Consider the following 22,562-nt stretch of genomic DNA (forward strand, 5'->3'; position numbering starts at 1 on the left):
ATAAACAAAACAACTATGAAATTAAATTTTTTAAAATCTGTAGCATTGCTAGGATTTACAAGCTTGTCGTTGATAAGTTGCCAAAATGACGATGATTCGTCTAATAGTGTGAACCCAAATATTGATTTCACGTCAAAATCTAGTGTCCCAGCCTTCGCTTATGCTCAAGCGGGATTTGAAAACCTTCAAATTTCATCTTTGATTAGTTCTTCAGATGTTTTAACACAAACTCCAGGATTTATTTATGGTGCACAACCCGATGGTGCTGGTTTTATGAAAGATCCTAACGGTGATGGTTATATCATGATAACAAATCACGAAATACTCAAATCTGTTTCTAGAGTTTATTTAGACAAAACATTAAAACCTATAAAAGGGGAATATATTGTTGATGCTGTAGGAGGTATGACTAGACTTTGCTCTGCTACATTGGCCACTCCAACAATTCATGGTTTTGGTCCAATTTTCTTGACTGCTGGAGAAAGTGGTGAAGAAAGCATGGTTCACGGCATAGATCCTTTTGGAGCATCTAGCGAAAAAAGCCGAAAAGACAGAGTTTTGCCTGCATTAGGAAAAGCAAGTATGGAAAATGCCGTACCGTTACCAAAAGTTGCCTACCCTGGAAAAACGGTAATACTTATTGGTGAAGATCAATCCTACGCAACAGCGCATGCAAGTGCTGGACAGGTAATTATGTATGTAAGTAATACTGTTGGTGATTTAACTAACGGAAAATTATATGCTTTAAAAAGAAATGACAACAATCAAGTAGAAACAGCAATGGCTGTTGGAAATTCTTTTGATGTGTCTTTTGTTGAAATTCCAAATGCAAAAAACAGTACTGGTGCCGAAATTAACACTGCTGTAAATAATCTTAAAGCCATTCGCTTTTCAAGAGTAGAAGATGTCGATTACAGAAAAGGTTCGGCGAGCAACAACAGAGAAGTCTATTTTACAGCTACGGGTCAATCCTCCTCAAATGCACCAGTTGAAGGTTACACTATGTGGGGAAGAGTTTACAAACTGGTATTGGATGCAACTAATCCACTTATCGGTAAACTAGAACTTGTTGTTGAGGGAGATTCTACACCTGGAACAGGAATTATCAATCCGGATAATATTTGTGTGACCGAAAATTACGTTTACATACAAGAAGACGGTGACAGCTACTATACCGCAGCAAAACATGATTCCTACATTTGGCAATACAGCATTGCTGCCAAAACCAACAAACCTTGGTTAAACATGAATCACAAGCGTACAGACGCAGCTTGGAATGCTTTGTATAATCCCGGAAATGAAACCCGTTTTGGAAGCTGGGAATTCGGAGCTATGGAAGATATATCTGATGTAATTGGCATTCCGAATACATTTATCGTAAACATTCACCCTCATACTTGGCAAAAAGATGCATTTTCAAACGCTGATGGAAGTGGCTTAAACACAAACAAAGAAGGTGGACAAACTATTGTTATTCGTAACGTTCAAAGATAATTTTATCCTTTATAAAATAAAAAGCAATCCGATTATTCGTCGGGTTGTTTTTATTTTTTATCCATTTTGCAAAAGTACACACATATGAAAATTAGCATTAAAAAAATATTTTTTGTTTTTGGAATTCTATCCAGTCTCGTTTTTATTTCTAGTTGTACCAAAGAAAAAACAGAAACATCCGTAAAACAAGAATTATTAATCGATTTAGAAAAGCTTCAAAATAGCGTAATTGAATTTCAAAAAATTGCCAAAGCGGAAAGTTCCTCAAACGTTATTCAAAAATGTTTCAAAGAAAACAGATTGCTATATAAAAAAGTAGAATGGGCTATTGAATATTTTTCACCTGAAACGGCAAGATTTATGAATGGTCCCGCACTAGATGAACTTGAAGTGGAAGAAAATAAATTCTTGCCTCCAAATGGTTTCCAAGTTATGGAAGAACTTATTTTTCCAGTTTACAACACAGTCAATAAAACCGAATTACAAAGAGAAATTGCAGTTATGAGTGCTAACATAATGCAAGTAAAACAACATTTAAACGCAATTACAATTAGTGACAATCATATAATAGATGCCGCTAGATTTCAGGTTTACAGGATTATAGCGTTAGGAATTACGGGTTTTGACTCCCCAATTGCATTCCAATCCGTAAATGAAATCATACCTAGCTTGTCATCTGTAGAAAAAATCACTTTAAAAACCTGCAAAGACAATTCTAAAAAGTCGGTTGCATTAAAGCAGAATCTAAAAAAAACAATAACAGAAAGTAATGCCTATTGCAAGGATAATAACAACTTTGATACTTTTGACAGAGCATTATTTATTAGGACGTATTTGAATCCTATTTCTAAAATTTTACTTCAATTGCAAAAGCAAAATAATATTCCTAATGTAAATAAAACCAATGCTATCAATCCCAATTCGATAACTCTTTTCGAAAAAAATACTTTCGATGTTAATGCTTTCATTCCATCCGATGAATATTTTTATTCTAAAGAAAAAGTAAGTTTAGGTTCCAAATTATTTTATGATGTGAATATATCAAAAGATCAAAGAAGAAGTTGTGCTTCTTGCCATAATCCAGAGAAAGCATTTACGGATGGGCAAAAAACTAACATTTCTTTAGAAGGTGGAGTTCTAAACAGAAACACTCCTACCCTAACTTATGCGGGTTTTCAAAACGCTCTTTTTTGGGATTTAAGGCAACCCGATTTAGAAAAACAAAGTATGGAAGTTATAGCAAACAAAGAAGAAATGCATGGCTCATTCAAAAATATTATCCCAATTGTAACGGAAAACAGCACTTATAAAACCTTATTTGCAAAAGCATTTCCTAAAGAAAAAAAGGTGGAAGAATGGCAACTACAAAATGCGATTGCCTCTTACATTCGCTCTTTAAATGATTTTGATTCTAAATTTGACCAATACATACGAGGCGATTCTGAAGATTTTTCAGAACAAGAAAAACTAGGATTCAATCTTTTTGCGGGTAAGGCAAAATGTGCCACTTGTCATTTCATCCCTTTGTTTAACGGAACCGTTCCGCCTAACTACAATAAAACCGAGCAAGAAGTTATTGGAACTCCTGCTACCAAAAAAGGTATTGCAATAAGTCCTGATTTAGGAAAATACAACCAGTATAAAATGCCTCAACTAAAAAATGCATTCAAAACACCATCGCTACGAAATACAGCAAAAACTGCTCCTTATATGCACAATGGAGTATATACAACGCTAGAAGAAGTTGTAGATTTTTACAATAAAGGAGGAGGAAAAGGATTAGGATATTCAGTCGAAAATCAAACCCTTCCGTTTGAAAAACTTAATTTGAGTAAAAAGGAGGAATTAGCATTAGTTGCGTTTATGAAAACACTAACCGATGTAAAATACCAATAAAAACAAAACGGAATGCCCTATTTAGCATTCCGTTTTGTTTTATTCTAAAACAAAACAACTTGACCATCATCATCAAGTTGAATGTCTGAATCATCGGCATTAGTATCACCCATAACTTCTAACTCCTCAGGGATAACCTCAACAGGAATTTCATACGGCAAAGGTTCCAGCAGGTTTACTTGTTTCAACTTATCGGTTGTCAATTGATTCCCTAAAGCTTTAAATCCTTTCACCGAAATAAATGATTCTATATCTACCGTCATCGTTTCTTTTTGAACTCCTTTTACTTTTGTAAAAACCAATTCAGCCACTGGACGATACTCCGTTGATACAATCTCTAATTGTGAATTAGGATGTTCAGTGATAAAACTTTCCTCTTTATTCTCCGTTTCCACTAAGAAACGTTTGATGTAATAACGCTCTTTTTCTCCATCATAATAAATAGCTGAAATTGGTTTCTTTGGAACCCATTTTTCCAAAACTACCATATCTTCATCAAAATGAGTGGATAATTCAGGTGTAATTACTTTTATTTTTCCGGATTGCGATATAACCAAAATTTTATCATTTGGTCTGAACTCCCCTAATAATTCACCTCTTGCATCAACGTTTAATCGTTGAACGGTATCGTCAAACCAAACTTTTCTAGGCAATAAAGTAGAAATTCCTTTCTCCTTCAGTTCTATTTTTTTGATTGGATACTTGGTAACCAAATTTCCTTTGGAAGCCCTTCCTTTTATTGCTAAACTGGCAAAATCAATATCGAATTTCAGTTTTTTAACACTTCCTACCTGACGCAATAGTATTGTAATTACTTCAGCTTCTCCATTTGGATTACAAGAGAAATATACTACTTGAGAACCCGTAGTTTCATTGGTTAAATCGTATGCTTTATCTCTGGTAACACCTGAGACATTGAATCGTTTGATGTAAGAAGGCCCAGATTTTCCATCACGGTAAATCATATTGTAAATAGTGCGCTTATCACTTTTGTCAAAAATAGCAATGTGAATAATATCTTTACCCACAAAGGTTTTCGCATCCACTTTGGTAATCATCATTTTTCCATCACGCAAAAAAACAATTACGTCATCAATATCAGAACAATCCGTAACGTATTCGTCTTTTTTCAGGCTCGTACCTACAAATCCTTCTTCTTTATTTACGTATAATTTAGTATTTCTTAAAACTACTTTAGTTGCTTCGATATCATCAAAAATACGAAGCTCCGTTTGACGTTCGCGTCCTTTTCCGTACTTCTCTTTCAATCGAGTGAAATAGGCAATCGCAAAATCAATCAGATGTTCTAAATCATGTTTTACTTGTTCGATATCGCCTTCCAACGATTCGATTTTGTCCTGTGCTTTATTGCTGTCAAATTTGGAAATACGCATGATTCGGATATCCAATAAACGCAGAATATCTTCTTCGGTAACAGCACGTTTTAAGTGTTTCGTATGTGGTTTTAAACCATCATCAACGGCTTTAATTACCGTTTCTCTGGTCGTCATTTCTTCAATGTCACGATAGATTTTGTTTTCGATGAAAATACGTTCCAAAGAAAGAAAATGCCATTGTTCCTCTAATTCTCCTAATTGAATTTCCAATTCACTTTTCAGCAATTGGACGGTTCTGTTTGTTGAAATTTTTAACATTGCAGAAACCCCAATAAACAACGGTTTGTTGTCTTCAATCACACAACCCAATGGCGCCACCGAAGTTTCACAAGCCGTAAATGCGAACAATGCATCAATGGTTTTATCTGGAGAAACACCCGGAAAAAGGTGAATTAATATCTCTACCTCAGCAGCGGTATTGTCTTCAATTTTCTTGATTTTGATTTTCCCTTTATCATTCGCTTTCAAAATACTGTCAATCAAAGTCGTCGTATTGGTAGAAAACGGAATTTGGGTAATCACCAAAGTATTTTTATCCAACTGACCAATTTTGGCACGAACACGAATACGTCCGCCACGCAATCCATCATTATAATTAGACACATCGGCAATACCTTGTGTCATGAAATCCGGATACAGTGTAAAAGGTTTTCCTTTTAATATTTTTATCGAAGAATCGATTAATTCATTGAAATTATGAGGTAATACTTTCGTGGAAAGACCTACCGCAATACCTTCGGCTCCTTGTGCCAAAAGCAACGGAAACTTCACCGGAAGATTGTTCGGTTCCGCTCTTCGTCCATCGTAAGAAACGCCCCAATCGGTAATTTTTGGACTATAAATAACCTCCAAAGCAAATTTAGACAAACGCGCTTCAATGTAACGAGAAGCAGCTGCACCATCTCCCGTTAGGATATTTCCCCAGTTTCCCTGACAGTCAATCAATAATTCTTTTTGTCCAATTTGCACCATCGCATCACCAATACTCTGATCTCCGTGAGGATGATACTGCATGGTGTGTCCTACAACATTGGCAACTTTATTATAACGACCGTCATCTAATTCTTTCAAAGAGTGCATGATACGGCGTTGCACCGGTTTAAAACCATCTTCAATCGCCGGAACGGCACGCTCCAGAATTACATAGGAAGCATAATCCAGAAACCAGTCCTTGTACATTCCCGTAACTTTGGTAATGGTATCGTTTCCGTCTTCTTGATTATCGTAAAAATGTTGTCCTTCAAAAGATTTGCCGTCTACTTCAATAATTCCATCAGCATCATTCTCTTCTTGATTTTCATCAATCGAATGATCCTCTGAATTATTTTCTTCGTCCTGACCTTCTGGGATTGTGTTATCGTCTTCTTCGTCTTTCATTATCTTGATTCCGAAATTAATTGTATTAAATCTTCTCTGCTTGGCAGAATTGTTTTGTATTTACTGGCAAAAATTTGCTCATTATTTTCAGGTAAAGTATATTCTACAACCAAATCACTTTTGTTTTGGCAAAGTACAATTCCTATGGTTTTATTTTCGTCTTCCAAACGCATTTCTCTGTCGTAATAATTGACATACATTTGCATTTGTCCTAAATCTTGGTGTTTCAAATCGCCTATTTTCAAATCAATCAGTACAAAACATTTTAAAATTCGGTTGTAAAAGACCAAATCGATTCGAAAATGTTTATCGTCAAAAGTAATTCTGTTTTGTCTTGCGACAAAAGTAAAACCATGGCCCAATTCTAGTAAAAAATGCTCAAGTTTATTGATGATTTCTTCCTCTAATTCCGATTCAGAATAGTGATGCAATTCTGGCAATCCTAAAAACTCCAAAATATAAGGATCTTTGATAAGGTCTTTGGGTTTCTCTATAATCTGACCTTGCTCCGAAAGTTTCATAATCCCTGCTGCATCTCGGCTTAAAGCCAATCGTGTATAAAGTGCCGAATCGTATTGGCGTTTTAATTCTCGAACACTCCAATTGTATTTTTCGGATTCTATTTCATAGAAACGTCTTTCGTTTACGTCATCAATTCGCATTAAGAAAACATAATGTGTCCAAGTTAGTTTGAAAAACGAAATTAGTGACTGTGCTTTTTGATTTTCAGAAACCCCAATCAGTGACTGGGAAATTGAATCTTGAGAAATCCGCAACAGTGTATCGGATTTCTCAAGATTCAATTTCGTCATCAGTGATGAAGAAATTGAATATGTTTTATAAAATTTCCTCATTCGATCAAGATTTTCTACAGAAAACCCTTTTCCAAACTCAGTAGTCAGCCGTTCGGAAAGCCCTTTTAATAATTGCTTCCCATATTCAGCTCTGTTTTTTCCATTTTGCTCCTCTTCCACAATCATTCTTCCTATTTCAAAATAGGTATAAACCATTGTTGAATTTACGGTACGTAAAACCTGTTGCCGGGCATTTTGCAATAGCGCGACTACTTGAGAAAATAAAATTTTATTTTGAAGATTTTCTGGAATTGTATTTTCTTCGTCTTTCATTAAATATATTCTATTGAATACTAATTAATTCAATTTTTGTTTTATAAATTCTAAAAAGAATATTTTTCTTTACAAACATGCTCTTCCTTTGTAACCTCAATTCTATTTTTATCCATCTCTTTCTTTATAACTATATCACATTCTTTATGATCATTACTCCTTATAATAAAAAAGGTCGTTGAAAAACTAATCACAAATAATAAAACGATAAAAATTAGTGTTCTTTTTGTAGGCATTTTATAACTATTTAAATTTTCTCAATTACATCTAATTCCACTTTCAAATTCTTGATGATAAACTCCTGTCTGTCCGGAGTGTTTTTACCCATATAGAAAGACAATAACTGCTCAATAGAAGTATTTTTGTCCATCATAACCGGATCTAAACGAATGGTTTCTCCAATGAAATTTTTGAACTCATCTGGAGAAATTTCTCCTAATCCTTTAAATCGGGTGATTTCAGGTTTTGGTTTTAGTTTTTCGATAGCGTCTTTACGTTCTTCATCAGAATAACAGTAAATCGTTTCTTTCTTGTTTCGAACCCTGAAAAGTGGCGTTTGCAAAATATACAAATGCCCTTCTTTGATTAACTCCGGGAAAAACTGAAGAAAGAACGTAATCAATAATAATCGAATATGCATTCCATCGACATCGGCATCGGTTGCAATTACAATATTGTTGTAACGCAATTTTTCCAATCCGTCTTCAATATCCAAAGCCGCTTGCAATAAATTGAATTCTTCATTTTCATAAACAATTTTCTTGCTCATTCCATACGAATTCAAAGGCTTACCACGCAGACTAAAAACGGCTTGTGTATTTACATCCCGTGATTTAGTAATAGATCCGGAAGCCGAATCTCCCTCAGTGATAAAAAGGGTACTCTCTAAATTTTTAGGATTTTTAGTATCCGGAAGATGTGCACGACAATCCCTTAATTTTTTGTTGTGCAGATTCGCTTTTTTGGCACGATCTGTCGCTAACTTTCGAATACCGGATAATTCTTTACGCTCCCTTTCGGCTTGAAGAATCTTTCGAAGTAAAGCATCCGCAGTTACTGGATTCTTGTGTAAATAATTATCTAATTTGGTTTTCACAAAATCATTTACAAAAGTACGCACCGAAGGCATTCCAGGCTCTGAACCCATATCAGTTGAACCTAATTTAGTTTTGGTCTGCGACTCAAAAACCGGTTCCATAACCTTTATACTTACCGCACTTACAATGGATTTTCTAACATCCGAAGCTTCGAAGCTTTTGTTATAAAATTCACGAATAGTTTTCACTATTGCTTCACGATAAGCTGCTAAGTGCGTTCCCCCTTGCGTAGTATTTTGTCCGTTTACGAAGGAATGGTATTCTTCACTGTATTGGGTTTTACTGTGTGTTAAAGCAACTTCGATATCATCGCCTTTCAAGTGAATGATTGGATATTCCAAATCATCGGCGTGAATGGTTTCTTCTAATAAATCTTTCAGACCATTCTCCGAAAAATATTTTTCGCCATTGAATAAAATAGTCAAACCGTTGTTCAAGTAACAATAGTTTTTGAGCATTTTGATTACATATTCATATCGGAATTTATAATTTTTGAAGATTGCTTCATCCGGAATAAAAGTTACTTTAGTTCCTTTTCGCTTCGTGGTATCAATTACATCTTCTTCGAGAACAAGATTTCCAGCAGAGAATTCAGCCGCTTTTTGTTTTTCGTCCCGAACAGATTCTACGCGGAAATAATTAGACAAAGCATTCACGGCTTTTGTCCCTACTCCATTTAAACCAACAGATTTCTTAAATGCCAAGGAATCGTATTTTCCTCCAGTATTCATTTTAGAAACTACATCAATCACTTTTCCCAAAGGAATTCCACGTCCATAATCTCGAACAGTAACCGTTTTGTCTTTAATTGTTACCTCGATTGTTTTACCGGCACCCATGACAAATTCATCGATACAGTTATCGAGTACCTCTTTTAGAAGAATATAAATACCATCATCCGGAGAAGAACCATCACCCAGTTTCCCGATATACATTCCGGGACGCATGCGAATATGTTCTTTCCAGTCGAGCGACCGAATATTATCTTCGGTATATTGATTTTGTTCGGACATTGTAAAATTTGTGGATTTGGTGCTAATGTAGTGTAATTCGATAAAATTTAAAATAGGAAGCCATCAAAGTTATCAAGAATGATATTGACAACTAATTTCTGATTTAGGATTAACAATTTTAGATTTCAAATTGATATTGATATTGCCATTGAAATTTAAAAATTCTTGATAATTTCTTTCAATTGTTTATCCAATTCGGGATTGGAAATCTTACCGTTTACAACATCAAAATTAGCATCGAAACTAGGAAGCGAGAAAGTTGCTTTTATATTTCCACCATAAAAAGGAAATGCGTTTTTTGCAATTCCCAATACGCTTGCTCCACCTCTGGCTCCTGGAGAAGTTGCCATCAACAACATGGGTTTTTCCTGAAATACTTTTCCTGTAATTCTGGAGCACCAATCAAAAACATTTTTGAAAGCCGCTGAATAATTCCCATTATTTTCCGCCATTGAAACTACCAAAATATCAGCGGTGGCAATTTTAGCCAGGAAAGCTTTTGCTAATTCATGTTGACCTATTTTTTTTTCGATATCAACGGTAAAAATCGGCATTTGAAAATCGTTTAAATCCAACACCTCAACTTCAGCATTTTCGAAAAGATTTGCTGCATACGTCGCTAATTTTTTATTGATGGAGTTTTTGCTGGGGCTTGCGCCAAAAGCGATAATTTTCATGATGATTTATTTTTACTAAAAGTACTAAAAATAAAATAACAACAAAATTATTGTCCGCAGATTCACAGATTACGAAAACAAATAAGAAAAACGAAATTTCATTTTCTTCTAAATCGATTTTACCCCAGATAGAAACAGAAAGCATTTTTCAGATCAATCTTATTTTTCTTGATGAAAAAGAGCGACCAAAGGAAGCTCCTTTTTTGTCTTAGAAAAAGAGATTGATGGGAAAATCTTGAAGTGGAAAGCTGGAATAGGTACAAAAAAAAAACCTGCAAAATTACTCTTACAGGTTTCTCTTTATGCTATTTTATTAGCTATTTACACATTAAAACGGAAATGCATTACATCACCATCTTTAACGATATATTCTTTTCCTTCCACCTTGAATTTTCCTGCTTCTTTACATTTAGCTTCTGAACCGTAATGAACGAAATCTTCGTAAGCAATAACTTCGGCACGGATAAATCCTTTTTCAAAATCAGTGTGAATAACTCCAGCAGCTTGTGGCGCAGTTGAACCAACATCTATAGTCCAAGCACGAACTTCTTTAACTCCTGCCGTAAAATAAGTTTGTTGTTTCAATAATTTGTAAGCTGCACGGATCAATACAGACGCACCTGGCTCTTGTAACCCCATATCTTCTAAGAAAACCTGACGCTCTTCATAGCTTTCCAATTCGGTAATATCAGCTTCAGCACCTACAGAAAGTACGATAACTTCAGCATCTTCATCTTTAACCAATTCACGAACCTGATCTACATACTTATTTCCGTTAACTGCCGAATTTTCATCAACATTACAAACATATAATACTGGTTTCGCCGTAATCAATTGAAAACCTTCCATCAAAACTTCTTCGTCATTGTTTTGTGGCGTTATAGTTCTCGCTGATTTCGCTTGAAGCAGCGTTTCTCTAATTCTATTCAACAACGCTTCTTCAACGATTGCTTCTTTATTTCCAGTTTTAGCAGCACGTTTTACTTTTTCTAAACGTTTTTCAACATTCTCCAAATCTTTCAACTGCAACTCAATATCAATTGTTTCTTTGTCACGAATCGGGTTTACATTCCCGTCAACGTGAACAATATTATCGTTATCAAAACAACGCAAAACGTGAATAATTGCATTACACTCTCTAATATTTCCTAGAAACTGATTTCCCAAGCCTTCTCCTTTACTGGCTCCTTTTACCAATCCTGCAATATCAACGATATCAACAGTCGCCATTTGCACACGCTCCGGTTTTACTAATTCTTCCAGTTTTTCTATTCTAGAATCCGGAACATTTACAACACCAATATTAGGCTCGATTGTACAAAAAGGAAAGTTGGCACTTTGCGCTTTTGCATTTGATAAACAATTGAATAATGTTGATTTTCCAACATTCGGTAATCCTACAATTCCTGCTTTCATGATATTTTTGTTTACTGACAGCCTTTCCAGCCAAAAGTTTTAGTACTTACTTTAAAAGTTTGCAAATATAAGATTTATTAGATGCTGAAAAACCAAAAAAAGCACATTAATCCACAGTTGATAATTTTTTTATATAATTTTTATTGATTTGTTAATGATACGTTAAAAAATTATTATATTGCCACCGATTAACTAACCAAAAAACAACCAAACTCAACTTATTATGAAAAAACTTGCATTATTATTATTCCTATTAAACGTCTCGTTTCTTTTTGCACAAAAAGAAATTTCAGGTGTTGTTAAAGACAATACCGGTAATGCCTTGATTGGCGTTAATATTATTGAAAAAGGGACTCAGAATGGCGTCTCTACTGACATCGATGGGGCATACAAGATAAAAGTTAAAGAAGGAGCAACTTTAGTTTTCAGTTATGTTGGTTTTTCTAAATTAGAAAAAGCGGCTACTGATGCTGTTATAAATGTTGTTTTATCAGAAGAAGGCGGACAAAATCTGGATGAAGTTGTAGTTACTGGAACCAGAACGGCGCCAAGAAGTAATACAACAACCGCACTTCCAATAGATGTATTGTCTTCAAAAGATTTGACATCAACTGGACAAGCTTCTTTTGACAAAGCGTTACAGTACAAAATCCCTTCGTTTAACACGGTTCAAACGCCTGTAAATGATGCAACTTCATTACTTGATCCTTATGAAATTAGAAATATGGGACCTAGTAGAACTTTAATCCTTATCAACGGAAAACGTAAAAACTTAAGTTCATTACTTTACGTACAAACGTCTCCAGGCCGTGGAGAAACAGGGGCTGATATCTCTGCCATTCCTACTGACGCTATCGAAAGAGTAGAAATACTTCGTGATGGAGCTTCGGCTCAATATGGTTCTGATGCTATTGCAGGAGTTATGAATATTATCTTGAAAAAGAATACAAACGGTGGATCTGTAACTGTAAGAAGTGGCATGACTTCTGAAGGTGATGGCGAAATGTTAGGCGTAAGTTTGAACAATGGCTCTACTGTAGGAGAAAAAGGATTTGTAAATTATACAGTCGATTTTTCTAAAGTAAACTTGGCTAATAGACCAGGTAAAGTAGATGCAGAAGGAGATTTTAATGATTTTGTTAAAATAAACCCTGCTGCATACGGTAGTTATATTAATAAAGATAATACTCTTGGAGGAACAGACATAACTGGAATGACAGAAGCTCAAAAAGAAGCAACTTTTAGCTCATACCAAGGTTCTGCAGATTACAATGCAAAATTTGCCACTATAAATCAGGGAAATATTGCAGGTAGGCAAGCCGTTGATGATTTTTTAAAAGAAAAACCTGATGGAGGAAACATCAATGGTTCTCCAGAAACAGCTTCTGCAAAATTCTTGGTAAACGGTGGATTTGAGTTATCCGATGAAACACAATTGTATTATAATGCTGCTTATGTGTACAAAAAAGTAAACTCTTTTGCGAACTACAGAACACCATATTGGAGATCAATAAAAAATCCCTTTGAAAATGCCAGTATCTCAGATTGGAGTACTTCAGAAGCTTATCCTACCTATTTAAAGGATTTCTTTGGTAACGGAACGGCAGCTTCTTACAAAGGCTATGTACCAACATTTACAGGAGACTTAAACGATTATAACGCTACTTTAGGTTATAAATCAACAAAAAACGATTGGAATACCGATGCCAGTATTACTGTTGGTGGCAATACACAAACCTATACCGTAGAAAACTCACAAAATAGATCTGGATTAACTGATCCAATCACCGGGCAAAACATTTACCAAGAAAACAGTCCGATAACCTTCAAACCTGGAGGAACTTCTTTCAACCATGTTGTAGGTAATTTAGACATCTCTAAAGTATTGTCGGATAAAATCAGTATTGGTTTTGGTTCTGAGTTTAGAACAGAAACTTTTGAAGTAACTGAAGGCGATAAAGTATCTTGGGAAGGAATGGGAGCTGATTCATTCGCTGGTAACAGACCTGAAAATTCAGGAAAATGGAACCGTTATAATTTAGGTGCTTATTTTGACCTTGCTTATGACGTAACTGAAGATTTCTTAATAAATGGTACCGTTCGTTACGAAGACTATAGCGATTTTGGAGGCGCAACGGTTTGGAAATTGAGTTCTAGATATAAATTTTTAGATGACAAAGTTACATTAAGAGGATCTATTTCTACTGGATTTAGAGCACCTACGTTACACCAAATTTACACTCAAAAATCACAATATTCATTCGTTCCCGGAGAAGGAATTCAAGTTAGTGGAATTATAAATAACGTTTCTCCACAAGCGCGCCAATTAGGAATTGATCGTTTAGACGCTGAGAAATCAACAAACATCACTATAGGAATTGGAGCAAAACCTATGAAAAACTTTAATTTCACTATCGATTACTATAACATTAAAGTGGAAGACAGAATCGTTTTAGGAGACATTGTACCTACTACTTTTGGAGATGTTGCTTGGTTTGAAAACTCATTTGACTCTAGAACTTCAGGTTTAGATGTGGTTGCCAATTACAACAACATCGAATTAGGAACTGGAAAACTTGGATTCAATTTATCTGGAAACATAACTTTTCAAAATGAAAGAATCTCTCCAGTAAAAAGCAACAATTTTAGTGCAACACTAGATGCATTAATGTTTACTTCCAGACCAGAAACAAAATGGATTTTAGGAGCAAACTACGAAGTTGGAAAATTTGGCTTTTCTCTTAACAACACTTATTTTGGAAAATCTACATTTAAACAAGCTGGTTTAGATTCTAATTTAAGAACTGAATTCACTCCTAAAATTGTTACAGATTTAGGAATTACTTTCTCTGCTACTGACAAATTAACTTTGGCATTGAATGTAAATAACTTGTTGAATGTACTTCCTGAATGGAAATTCAAAGCAGAAAACGCAGCTGGAACTGCAATATTAGCAGATCCTGCTCAAGTAAAAAATCAATCTAACTTAATCACTTTCAACCAACGTTATTCTCAAATGACGTATGACGGATATCACTTTAGCCAATTAGGAACTATGTTTAATTTATCTTTAAACTATAAATTCTAATTCGGTTATCGAATAATTTAAAAGGGCTGTCTTTCGACAGTCCTTTTTTTATTTCGTTTATTCTCCCTAAATTTAGTACTTAATATACAAATATCATGGCAAATCTTTACGACGGAAAAATGGCGGCAATTTTTGATGCTATGTACCAAACCTTTATCGATTATGATGAAGAGTATCATTTTTATAATAGTTTAATCCAAGAAAACAATTGTAAAACCATACTGGAGATTGGAAGCGGCACAGGAAATCTTGCCAAACGATTTCAGGAAAACAATCAAGATTACATTGGTCTGGATTATAGTCAAAGTATGATTGCGATTGCCAAAGAGAGGAATAAAAACGGCACTTTCATACATGGCGACATGAGAGAGTTTGAACTTGAAAAACCGGTTGATTGCATCCTAATTACGGGGCGCTCCACCAGTTATTTAATAACAAATGAAGATGTGAACAATACTTTTGACTCTATTCATAAAAACCTAAATAAAGACGGAATTATCATTTTTGATTTTATTGATGCCAATCGATTTATTCCTTTCACCAAAGAAAATGAAATCATAATTCACAAAGCTGAATATGATGGAGTAAAATATTATAGAAACAGCAACTGGAAAACAACTTCGTCAGAAAATTTTATGCTGGAGTGGACCGCACAATATTATACCCTTAAAAATGATGAAAAAGAAATAATTGCAGACGATTTTTCTACAGTTCGCGTTTTTACCTTAAATGAAATACAATTGTTTTTATATCTAAATGACTTTGAAATCATTAGAACAATTGACCGAAAAACCTATGCGTATGACACTTTTGTAATTGTTGCTAGACAAAAATAAAAACATAGTTTTTATCTCCCTTTATGTAAATTATATAATCTTTTATCATAATTACGTAACAAGTACTCAGCCAGAGGATTGTAAATTTGTTTCATATTAATCACAAAATTAAATATTATGAAAACTATAATTCTTGGAATGGTTGCTTTTCTATTTTCAGTAAATATTCAAGCTCAAAATAAAAATGTTAAATCGGAAGTTAAAACGACAGTTACTACTGTAAAAAATTCTGATGGTCAGAAAAAATCAATAAAAACTCAAGAAGTAAAAGAAATTCAAAAAATTGAATTAAAAGACGCCGAATCTAATGTTTTAAACAAAGAAAGAAAAGAAACACCAGTTGAAGTTACTGCAATTACTACAATTACTACAAATGGAGTTACAAATATTGTTGACATTGACAGATCAGCTTATTATGATTTAAACGGAGAAAAATATCAGGTTAAACTAGCTGAAAGTGGATATAACATGTATTTGCCCAACAGTGAGAAAACAGCCATTTTGAGAAAAACATCAAATAATAATTATATTTATAAAGCAAAAAACAAAACATCATTTGCTTATTTTGATACCAATGGAAATCTAGTTTTAGAATCCTATGATGAGCAAACGGATAAAATAAACAAGGAGATTTTTATCATAGTTAAAGAATAAAAAAACAGTTAAAACAAAAAAATCCTGAGTTCGCACTCAGGATTTTTTTTAACCCAATTCAGGATTATATGTTATTCGTTATGTAAAAACGCTTGTCTGTTTAGTAACGTTTCTTCGCTTTCTACATGATTATCATCCGGAATACAACAGTCTACAGGACATACTGCAGCACATTGCGGCTCATCGTGAAAACCTTTACACTCGGTACATTTCCCTGGCACAATGTAATACACTTCGTCAGAAATTGGAGTTTGAGCTTCATCAGAATCTATTTCGGAACCATCAGGTAAAATTACTTTTCCTTTCAGTTTTGTTCCGTCTTTATATCTCCAATCATCTGCTCCTTCGTATATTGCTGTATTTGGGCACTCTGGTTCACAAGCACCACAATTGATACATTCGTCTGTTATAATAATTGCCATTGTTCTTTGTTTTAAAGTATAAAATTTTAGGTTTAAAGTTTGTTTTTAAAACTTATGTTTTTTTAACAATGCCTAATTACTTTATCCTTATTTTTGTGCAAAATTACAATCAAAACTATTCATAAGCAAACATTATGACATTAGAAACAAAAAAAAGTGTTTTTGTTGAATTAGGGAAATTCTTAAGTCAATTTTCCGAAGATAATACTTCTAAGAATCCAACTGTTTTGCACAACGATCTGTTTTTTGATGATTTTATCGAATTAATAAAATTATCTCAATCCCACAATGGATGGTATACGCCGGAACAAGTGTATTTTGCTATTCAATCTTGGGCAGAAGCATTAACTGCAGAAAACTTAAATCAATGGCTTTCTGCTTATGATTTTCCAATAAATGAACCTAAAAACATCGCCTTAATTCTTGCCGGAAATATTCCGTTGGTGGGTTTTCATGATTTTCTTTCGGTTTTGATCACAGGAAATAATGTATTAGTAAAAACATCATCAAATGACCAACATTTGTTGCCTTTTTTGGCAAAATACATCATTGCAGTTGATTCTGAATTAGCCAACAACATCACTTTTGTAGAAGGGAAATTAGAAAATTTTGATGCTGTAATAGCTACAGGAAGCAATAATACAGCCCGTTATTTTGAATATTATTTCAAAAACAAACCTTCTATCATTCGAAAAAGCAGAAACTCAATTGCAGTTTTGAATGGAAAAGAAACCAAAGAGCAACTAACTGCTTTAGGGGAAGATATATTCCGATATTTTGGATTGGGTTGTCGCAATGTTTCTAAACTTTTTGTTCCAAAAGGATACTCATTTGACGCCTTTTTTGAAGCAATATTCGAATACCAAGACGTGATACATTATGAAAAATATGCTAATAATTACGATTACAATAAAGCCGTTTTCCTGATGAGTAATTTTAAATTATTAGACAATGGTTTTTTGACAATAAAAGAAGATCAAAGTCATGCCTCACCTATTTCTAGTGTGTTTTATGAGTTTTATGACGACATCAATGATTTGAAAATAAGATTACAATCAGAAAATGAGCAAATTCAGTGCATTGTAAGTGACAATCTTATAGAGAACAGCATTGGTTTTGGGCAAACCCAAAAACCTAAATTGTGGAATTACGCAGATAACATCGATACTATTTCGTTTTTGTTAACAACATAGTTGAAATATGTTCAATTATTTCGAATTAATTAACGCCTTTTAAATTCCTATTCCCGAAATTTGCACTTTAATTTTTTGGACTTAAACTACACCATGAAAAAACACAACTACAGCGCAGGACCTTGTATTTTACCACAAGAAGTTTTCGAAAAATCAGCACAAGCAATTTTAAATTTTAACGATTCCGGGTTATCTCTTTTAGAAATTTCGCATAGAAGCAAAGACTTCGTTGCCGTTATGGATGAGGCTAGAGCAATTGTTATTGAACTTTTAGGCCTTGAAGGCAAAGGTTATCAAGCATTATTTCTTGCTGGCGGAGCCAGTTTAGAATTTTTGATGGTTCCTTATAACTTAATGAAAGAAGGCGGAAAAGCGGCTTATCTTGATACAGGAACATGGGCTTCAGGCGCTATAAAAGAAGCAAAACTTTTTGGAGATACCGTTGTTGTAGCTTCTTCTAAAGAACAAAATTACAATCACATTCCAAAAGGATATACTGTACCTGCAGATGCTGATTATTTCCACTGTACGAGTAACAATACGATTTTTGGTACACAAATGAAGGAATTTCCGTCAGTTGATATGCCTCTTGTATGTGACATGAGCTCTGATATTTTTTCAAGAGAATTGGATTTTTCTAAATTTGATTTAATTTATGCAGGAGCACAAAAAAATATGGGCCCAGCAGGAACTACTTTGGTTGTTGTAAAAGAAGAAATTCTTGCTAAAAACGACCGAATTATCCCAAGTATGTTGGATTATACTAAACACATCAAAGCAGAAAGTATGTATAATACTCCTCCTGTTTTCCCCGTTTATGCTTCATTATTGACATTACAATGGTTGAAAAACCTTGGTGGAATTGCTGCTATTGAAAAAATAAACAATGCTAAAGCGGCATTACTTTATACAGAAATAGACAGAAACCCATTATTCAAAGGAGCTGCAGTTGTTGAAGACCGTTCCAATATGAATGCCACTTTCTTATTAAATGATGAAGCGCATGCTCCAACATTTGATGCGATGTGGAAAGCAGCAGGAATATCTGGATTACCTGGACATCGTTCCGTAGGTGGTTACAGAGCTTCTATGTACAATGCACTTCCATTAGAAAGTGTTCAAGTATTAGTTGATGTAATGAAAGAATTAGAGTCAAAAGTTTAATCGTTGATTTGGTTATTTGTTTAATCGAAATAACCAAAGAAAATAATATCATGTTGATTTAATTATTTAAACCAACAATCAAATTAATTAATAATTCAGTTATTTTTTATCCAAAATACGATTAAATAAATAACTGAATAAACAAATAAACACAAATGAAAGTATTAGCCAACGATGGAATTTCAAAAAGTGGAATTCTAGCTTTAGAAAAAGGTGGATTTGAAGTTATAACTACAAAAGTAGCTCAAGAACAAGTAGCTAATTTTGTAAACGAAAATAATGTAAGTGTAGTTTTGGTAAGAAGTGCGACTAAAGTTCGTAAAGATATCATTGACGCTTGCCCAGGATTAAAAATCATAGGCCGTGGTGGTGTAGGAATGGATAATATTGATGTGGATTATGCTAAAAGCAAAGGAATTCACGTGATCAATACTCCGGCTTCGTCATCAGAATCAGTGGCAGAATTGGTTTTTGCACACTTATTTTCCGGTGTTCGTTTTTTACATGATTCTAATAGAAATATGCCTCTTGAAGGAGATACAAACTTTGAAGGTTTGAAAAAGGCCTATGCAAACGGTGTTGAATTAAGAGGAAAAACGCTTGGAGTAGTCGGAATTGGCCGTATTGGTCAAGCTACAGCTAAAATGGCATTAGGTTTAGGAATGAAAGTAATTGCTGCGGATATGTTTATCCCACAAGTTGATGTTAAAGTGGAGTTTTTTGACGGTCAATCGATTACAACTACTATCGTTTCGCAATCATTGGAATCTTTATTCAAAGAAGCTGATTTCATCACTTTACACGTTCCTGCTCAAGATGGCTACATCATTGGAGAGAAAGAATTGGCAATCATGAAAGACGGTGTAGGTATTGTAAACTGTGCTCGTGGTGGTGTTATTGACGAAGTTGCATTAGTAAAAGCATTAGACAGCGGAAAAGTATTATTCGCTGGATTAGACGTTTTTGAAAACGAACCAACTCCTGAAATGGCTATTTTAATGAATCATAAAATCTCGTTGACTCCACATATTGGAGCAGCAACAGGAGAAGCTCAAGACAGAATTGGTACTGAATTAGCACAACAAATCATTAGCATATTAGGCTAGTATTTTTTGACTAAATAAATAAAAAGGGATTTATTAACTTTGTTTAATAAATCCCTTTTTTTATTAAATTTGATTTCTAATCTAAAAACACTATTCATGTTTGAACAATTAACACAATTAGCACAACAGTTTGGGGTCGAATCAGTTGTTAAAAATAACGCTATTCCAAACGAGCAAAATGAAGCGGTTATTACTGAAGCCAGTAATTCTATTTTTTCTGGATTACAGAAAATAGTTTCAGAAGGCGGAGCAGATCAACTTGCAGGTTTATTTCAAGGAAATAATGCTCAAGACAGTTCAAATCCTGTGGTGCAAAAACTCACCGAAGAGCTTACCGGGAACTTAGGCGAAAAATTTGGTATCAACAGTGAAACTGCCTCTGGTGTTGCAGGAAGTTTAATTCCACAAATTTTAGGCTCGTTAGTCAATAAAGCTAAAGACCCAAATGATAGTAGTTTTCAAATTTCAGATGTGATAGCGGCTATTTCTGGTAATAGTACCCAGAATTCAGGCGTAATGGATGCTATATCTAAATACGGAGGTCAATTTGGTTTAGACCAAAATGCAGATGGTAAAGTAGATCTAGGCGATGCCATGTCAGCGGTGACAAAAAAAGGTGGTGGATTAGGTAGCTTACTAGGCAAACTTTTTGGAAAATAATTAAAAAACAAAAAATATCTATAAAAAATCATCTACTCGTTGCAGATGATTTTTTTATGTTAAAACATTACTGACAAACCATTTAATTTTGTAAATTTAATATTCAATTTTCTGATTATGAAAAATAGTGTTTACCTATTAGCGATTATTTTAGTTTCTCTTTTTAGTTGTAAAACTTCAAATTCAAGTTTTTCAAAAACAGACAAACCAATTGCAACTAAAGGCGATACCGTACGAATTGCCAACGATGCCCTTGAATACGAAGTGATTATTATTGATCCCGGTTTTAGTTCGTGGCTTAGCTCAAGAGCTTTACCGCGAAACTATCATTCCCAATCTTATTTAGAAAACAAAAATCGAATTTGGATTAGCGAATGGAACAGTCGTGTTTTACAACCGCAACGATATAATCCCAATCTGTATGAAATGACAATCAACTATGATTCTAACATTGATTATGGATATGAAGTAAATTATTTGATTTATAATTACATGATTTATTTTCAAAACACGTACAAACAAAAACTTTTTGGTTATGTCCCCATAAGATAATGTTACTATATTTGTAATCATTATAAATAAAAATGAACAAACTAAAACAACGTTGGGGGATAGACACTAATTTCCAACTCACCATCATATTTATCGTTTTTGCAATTACCGGTTCGGCTTCGGCTTGGCTGTCAAAACCATTTTGTTTTTGGTTGGGAATTACAAAATCAGATTTGGGTTATTGGTTTACACCAGTGCGATTAATTTTAATTTTTCCAATATACCAAGTGCTTTTAGTCCTAATTGGATTTCTTTTCGGGCAGTTCAAATTCTTTTGGGCATTCGAAAAAAAGATGCTGAAACGCATGGGATTGGGATTTCTTTTTAAAGAATAACAAAAACGCCTCAATTACGAGGCGCTTTTGTTTTTAATCCAATACTTATAAATCCAAGTTAATGTAAACGTTGGTATAAAATCCGAAAAGGGTAAAATTTCTTCCAGAAAAGTGACGACTCCTCCTACTCGTCCTATGGTTCCTTTATACATCCAAGTCATTAGAAACCCTGCCAAAGGTGCCCAAATCACATCGGAGAACTCACCAACCAGCGGAACTGTAAACGATAGCAATCCTATTGCATCAAAGAGAATTCCTAATATAAGATTTCTAGTTTTATTGTTTTCTGTTATAACCTGTGCTTGCTCTGTCATATCTATTTCAATTTTTCAGAAAATTGTACAAATCCAATGCCAATTATTTTTTAAGCTTGTCTTGATACACTTTTTTCAGTTTCTCAATTTTTGGAGTAATTACATAACTGCAATATCCTTGTGTTTTGTTTTGATTGTAATAGTTTTGATGATAGTCTTCGGCTTCGTAAAATTTAGAAGCCGCAGAAATCTTGGTTACAATTGGTTTGCCAAATGTATTCTCGCTGGTCATCAAAGCGATGTAATCTTCGGAGAGTTGCTTTTGAATAGGATTGTGGTAAAAAACCTCACTACGATATTGTGTCCCAACATCATTTCCCTGACGATTTAACGTAGTAGGATCATGTGTGGCAAAAAATATTTCCAATAGTTCTCCAAAACTTATTTCGTTAGGATCAAAAGTAATTTCAATAGCTTCCGCATGACCGGTATCTCCATTGCAAATATCCTTGTACGTTGGGTTTACAGTATTGCCGCCAATATATCCCGAAACAACTTTTTTCACTCCCGCCAATTCTAAAAAAACTGCTTCGGTACACCAAAAACAACCTCCTGCAAAGGTTGCAATTTCCAATCCGTTTTGTATTTCCATATTTTTTGTTTCTTTACTTTTCGGCACAGTACTATTCTTTTCTTTCGCACAAAATGAAAAAGGCAATAGTGCCAGAAAAATTCCAATTATTTTTTTCATCATTCCCGATTTAGAATCAAATTTATTCATTAAAACGAACCGATTATCCGATA

20 protein-coding genes are annotated in these 22,562 nt (G+C 34.2%); 11 read left to right on the top strand and 9 right to left on the bottom strand.

Going from position 1 to position 22,562, the window contains the following annotated elements; translation table 11 throughout:
- Positions 1-15: 15 nt before the first annotated feature.
- Positions 16-1,494 carry a PhoX family protein gene (locus tag E0I26_RS12740; protein ID WP_131916848.1) on the top strand — a complete coding sequence of 493 codons (1,479 nt, stop codon included), beginning with the start codon at positions 16-18 and terminating at the stop codon, positions 1,492-1,494.
- An 84-nt stretch (positions 1,495-1,578) separates the two neighbouring features.
- Positions 1,579-3,390, top strand: a complete 1,812-nt coding sequence (locus E0I26_RS12745) for a cytochrome-c peroxidase (protein ID WP_131916849.1) — start codon at positions 1,579-1,581, stop codon at positions 3,388-3,390.
- Positions 3,391-3,434: 44 nt separating this feature from the next.
- Here the strand turns inward: E0I26_RS12745 and E0I26_RS12750 are convergent, their stop codons facing one another.
- The 6 genes from E0I26_RS12750 to ychF all read right to left on the bottom strand — a co-directional run bounded on the left by E0I26_RS12750 (position 3,435) and on the right by ychF (position 11,494).
- On the bottom strand, positions 3,435-6,164 hold the full coding sequence (locus E0I26_RS12750) for a DNA gyrase/topoisomerase IV subunit A (RefSeq protein WP_131916850.1): 2,730 nt from the start codon (positions 6,162-6,164) through the stop codon (positions 3,435-3,437).
- The gene (locus tag E0I26_RS12755) at positions 6,164-7,291 is read right to left on the bottom strand and encodes a PDDEXK nuclease domain-containing protein (protein ID WP_131916851.1); all 1,128 of its coding nucleotides are present in this window, start codon (positions 7,289-7,291) and stop codon (positions 6,164-6,166) included. The genes E0I26_RS12750 and E0I26_RS12755 overlap by 1 nt, the downstream gene beginning before the upstream one ends.
- A 50-nt stretch (positions 7,292-7,341) precedes the next feature.
- Positions 7,342-7,527, bottom strand: coding sequence for a hypothetical protein (locus E0I26_RS16530; RefSeq protein WP_165929451.1), 186 nt, complete (start codon positions 7,525-7,527; stop codon positions 7,342-7,344).
- An 11-nt stretch (positions 7,528-7,538) separates the two neighbouring features.
- Complete coding sequence (locus tag E0I26_RS12760; RefSeq protein WP_131916852.1) at positions 7,539-9,401, bottom strand: DNA topoisomerase IV subunit B; 1,863 nt, start codon at positions 9,399-9,401, stop codon at positions 7,539-7,541.
- A gap of 155 nt (positions 9,402-9,556) precedes the next feature.
- The gene (locus E0I26_RS12765; protein WP_131916853.1) at positions 9,557-10,078 is read right to left on the bottom strand and encodes an NADPH-dependent FMN reductase; all 522 of its coding nucleotides are present in this window, start codon (positions 10,076-10,078) and stop codon (positions 9,557-9,559) included.
- Positions 10,079-10,399: 321 nt separating this feature from the next.
- On the bottom strand, positions 10,400-11,494 hold the full coding sequence (gene ychF, locus E0I26_RS12770; RefSeq protein WP_131916854.1) for a redox-regulated ATPase YchF: 1,095 nt from the start codon (positions 11,492-11,494) through the stop codon (positions 10,400-10,402).
- A 223-nt stretch (positions 11,495-11,717) separates the two neighbouring features.
- On the opposite strand from ychF, the gene E0I26_RS12775 reads away from it, so the two are divergent.
- From E0I26_RS12775 to E0I26_RS12785, 3 genes are all read left to right on the top strand, one after another.
- Entirely contained in the window at positions 11,718-14,582 is a 2,865-nt protein-coding gene (locus tag E0I26_RS12775; protein ID WP_131916855.1) for a TonB-dependent receptor, read from the top strand.
- A gap of 95 nt (positions 14,583-14,677) precedes the next feature.
- Entirely contained in the window at positions 14,678-15,418 is a 741-nt protein-coding gene (locus E0I26_RS12780) for a class I SAM-dependent DNA methyltransferase (protein ID WP_131916856.1), read from the top strand.
- A gap of 117 nt (positions 15,419-15,535) precedes the next feature.
- Positions 15,536-16,072 (top strand): hypothetical protein, encoded by a 537-nt coding sequence (locus E0I26_RS12785; protein WP_131916857.1) that lies wholly within the window; start codon positions 15,536-15,538, stop codon positions 16,070-16,072.
- A 71-nt stretch (positions 16,073-16,143) separates the two neighbouring features.
- On the opposite strand, the gene E0I26_RS12790 is transcribed toward E0I26_RS12785, so the two are convergent.
- Entirely contained in the window at positions 16,144-16,494 is a 351-nt protein-coding gene (locus tag E0I26_RS12790; protein WP_131909957.1) for a 4Fe-4S dicluster domain-containing protein, read from the bottom strand.
- Positions 16,495-16,628: 134 nt separating this feature from the next.
- Here E0I26_RS12790 and E0I26_RS12795 point away from each other — a divergent pair, with 134 nt between their 5' ends.
- The 6 genes from E0I26_RS12795 to E0I26_RS12820 all read left to right on the top strand — a co-directional run bounded on the left by E0I26_RS12795 (position 16,629) and on the right by E0I26_RS12820 (position 21,504).
- Entirely contained in the window at positions 16,629-17,687 is a 1,059-nt protein-coding gene (locus tag E0I26_RS12795) for an acyl-CoA reductase (protein WP_131916858.1), read from the top strand.
- Between the two features lie 93 nt (positions 17,688-17,780).
- Complete coding sequence (serC, locus tag E0I26_RS12800; protein ID WP_131916859.1) at positions 17,781-18,851, top strand: 3-phosphoserine/phosphohydroxythreonine transaminase; 1,071 nt, start codon at positions 17,781-17,783, stop codon at positions 18,849-18,851.
- A gap of 155 nt (positions 18,852-19,006) precedes the next feature.
- On the top strand, positions 19,007-19,957 hold the full coding sequence (locus tag E0I26_RS12805; RefSeq protein ID WP_131916860.1) for a D-2-hydroxyacid dehydrogenase: 951 nt from the start codon (positions 19,007-19,009) through the stop codon (positions 19,955-19,957).
- 96 nt (positions 19,958-20,053) lie between these two features.
- Complete coding sequence (locus E0I26_RS12810; protein ID WP_131916861.1) at positions 20,054-20,617, top strand: DUF937 domain-containing protein; 564 nt, start codon at positions 20,054-20,056, stop codon at positions 20,615-20,617.
- Between the two features lie 117 nt (positions 20,618-20,734).
- A complete protein-coding gene (locus tag E0I26_RS12815) occupies positions 20,735-21,169 on the top strand; it encodes a DUF6146 family protein (protein ID WP_131916862.1) in 435 nt (144 codons plus the stop codon).
- 32 nt (positions 21,170-21,201) lie between these two features.
- Positions 21,202-21,504 (top strand): DUF6787 family protein, encoded by a 303-nt coding sequence (locus tag E0I26_RS12820; RefSeq protein WP_131916863.1) that lies wholly within the window; start codon positions 21,202-21,204, stop codon positions 21,502-21,504.
- Positions 21,505-21,518: 14 nt separating this feature from the next.
- On the opposite strand, the gene E0I26_RS12825 is transcribed toward E0I26_RS12820, so the two are convergent.
- Both E0I26_RS12825 and msrA read right to left on the bottom strand, forming a co-directional pair.
- Complete coding sequence (locus E0I26_RS12825) at positions 21,519-21,818, bottom strand: hypothetical protein (RefSeq protein WP_131916864.1); 300 nt, start codon at positions 21,816-21,818, stop codon at positions 21,519-21,521.
- A 43-nt stretch (positions 21,819-21,861) separates the two neighbouring features.
- A complete protein-coding gene (msrA, locus tag E0I26_RS12830) occupies positions 21,862-22,410 on the bottom strand; it encodes a peptide-methionine (S)-S-oxide reductase MsrA (RefSeq protein WP_131916933.1) in 549 nt (182 codons plus the stop codon).
- Positions 22,411-22,562 lie beyond the last annotated feature (152 nt).

It is taken from the genome of Flavobacterium rhamnosiphilum (assembly GCF_004349195.1).
Taxonomy (GTDB): Bacteria; Bacteroidota; Bacteroidia; order Flavobacteriales; family Flavobacteriaceae; genus Flavobacterium; species Flavobacterium rhamnosiphilum.

Excerpts from the sequence above, each read along its gene's own strand:
- E0I26_RS12740 (WP_131916848.1), top strand. The coding sequence starts at position 16 with ATGAAATTAAATTTTTTAAAATCTGTAGCATTGCTAGGATTTACAAGC.
- E0I26_RS12745 (WP_131916849.1), top strand. The coding sequence starts at position 1,579 with ATGAAAATTAGCATTAAAAAAATATTTTTTGTTTTTGGAATTCTATCC.
- E0I26_RS12750 (WP_131916850.1), bottom strand. The coding sequence starts at position 6,164 with ATGAAAGACGAAGAAGACGATAACACAATCCCAGAAGGTCAGGACGAA.
- E0I26_RS12755 (WP_131916851.1), bottom strand. The coding sequence starts at position 7,291 with ATGAAAGACGAAGAAAATACAATTCCAGAAAATCTTCAAAATAAAATT.
- E0I26_RS16530 (WP_165929451.1), bottom strand. The coding sequence starts at position 7,527 with ATGCCTACAAAAAGAACACTAATTTTTATCGTTTTATTATTTGTGATT.
- E0I26_RS12760 (WP_131916852.1), bottom strand. The coding sequence starts at position 9,401 with ATGTCCGAACAAAATCAATATACCGAAGATAATATTCGGTCGCTCGAC.
- E0I26_RS12765 (WP_131916853.1), bottom strand. The coding sequence starts at position 10,078 with ATGAAAATTATCGCTTTTGGCGCAAGCCCCAGCAAAAACTCCATCAAT.
- ychF (WP_131916854.1), bottom strand. The coding sequence starts at position 11,494 with ATGAAAGCAGGAATTGTAGGATTACCGAATGTTGGAAAATCAACATTA.
- E0I26_RS12775 (WP_131916855.1), top strand. The coding sequence starts at position 11,718 with ATGAAAAAACTTGCATTATTATTATTCCTATTAAACGTCTCGTTTCTT.
- E0I26_RS12780 (WP_131916856.1), top strand. The coding sequence starts at position 14,678 with ATGGCAAATCTTTACGACGGAAAAATGGCGGCAATTTTTGATGCTATG.
- E0I26_RS12785 (WP_131916857.1), top strand. The coding sequence starts at position 15,536 with ATGAAAACTATAATTCTTGGAATGGTTGCTTTTCTATTTTCAGTAAAT.
- E0I26_RS12790 (WP_131909957.1), bottom strand. The coding sequence starts at position 16,494 with ATGGCAATTATTATAACAGACGAATGTATCAATTGTGGTGCTTGTGAA.
- E0I26_RS12795 (WP_131916858.1), top strand. The coding sequence starts at position 16,629 with ATGACATTAGAAACAAAAAAAAGTGTTTTTGTTGAATTAGGGAAATTC.
- serC (WP_131916859.1), top strand. The coding sequence starts at position 17,781 with ATGAAAAAACACAACTACAGCGCAGGACCTTGTATTTTACCACAAGAA.
- E0I26_RS12805 (WP_131916860.1), top strand. The coding sequence starts at position 19,007 with ATGAAAGTATTAGCCAACGATGGAATTTCAAAAAGTGGAATTCTAGCT.
- E0I26_RS12810 (WP_131916861.1), top strand. The coding sequence starts at position 20,054 with ATGTTTGAACAATTAACACAATTAGCACAACAGTTTGGGGTCGAATCA.
- E0I26_RS12815 (WP_131916862.1), top strand. The coding sequence starts at position 20,735 with ATGAAAAATAGTGTTTACCTATTAGCGATTATTTTAGTTTCTCTTTTT.
- E0I26_RS12820 (WP_131916863.1), top strand. The coding sequence starts at position 21,202 with ATGAACAAACTAAAACAACGTTGGGGGATAGACACTAATTTCCAACTC.
- E0I26_RS12825 (WP_131916864.1), bottom strand. The coding sequence starts at position 21,818 with ATGACAGAGCAAGCACAGGTTATAACAGAAAACAATAAAACTAGAAAT.
- msrA (WP_131916933.1), bottom strand. The coding sequence starts at position 22,410 with ATGGAAATACAAAACGGATTGGAAATTGCAACCTTTGCAGGAGGTTGT.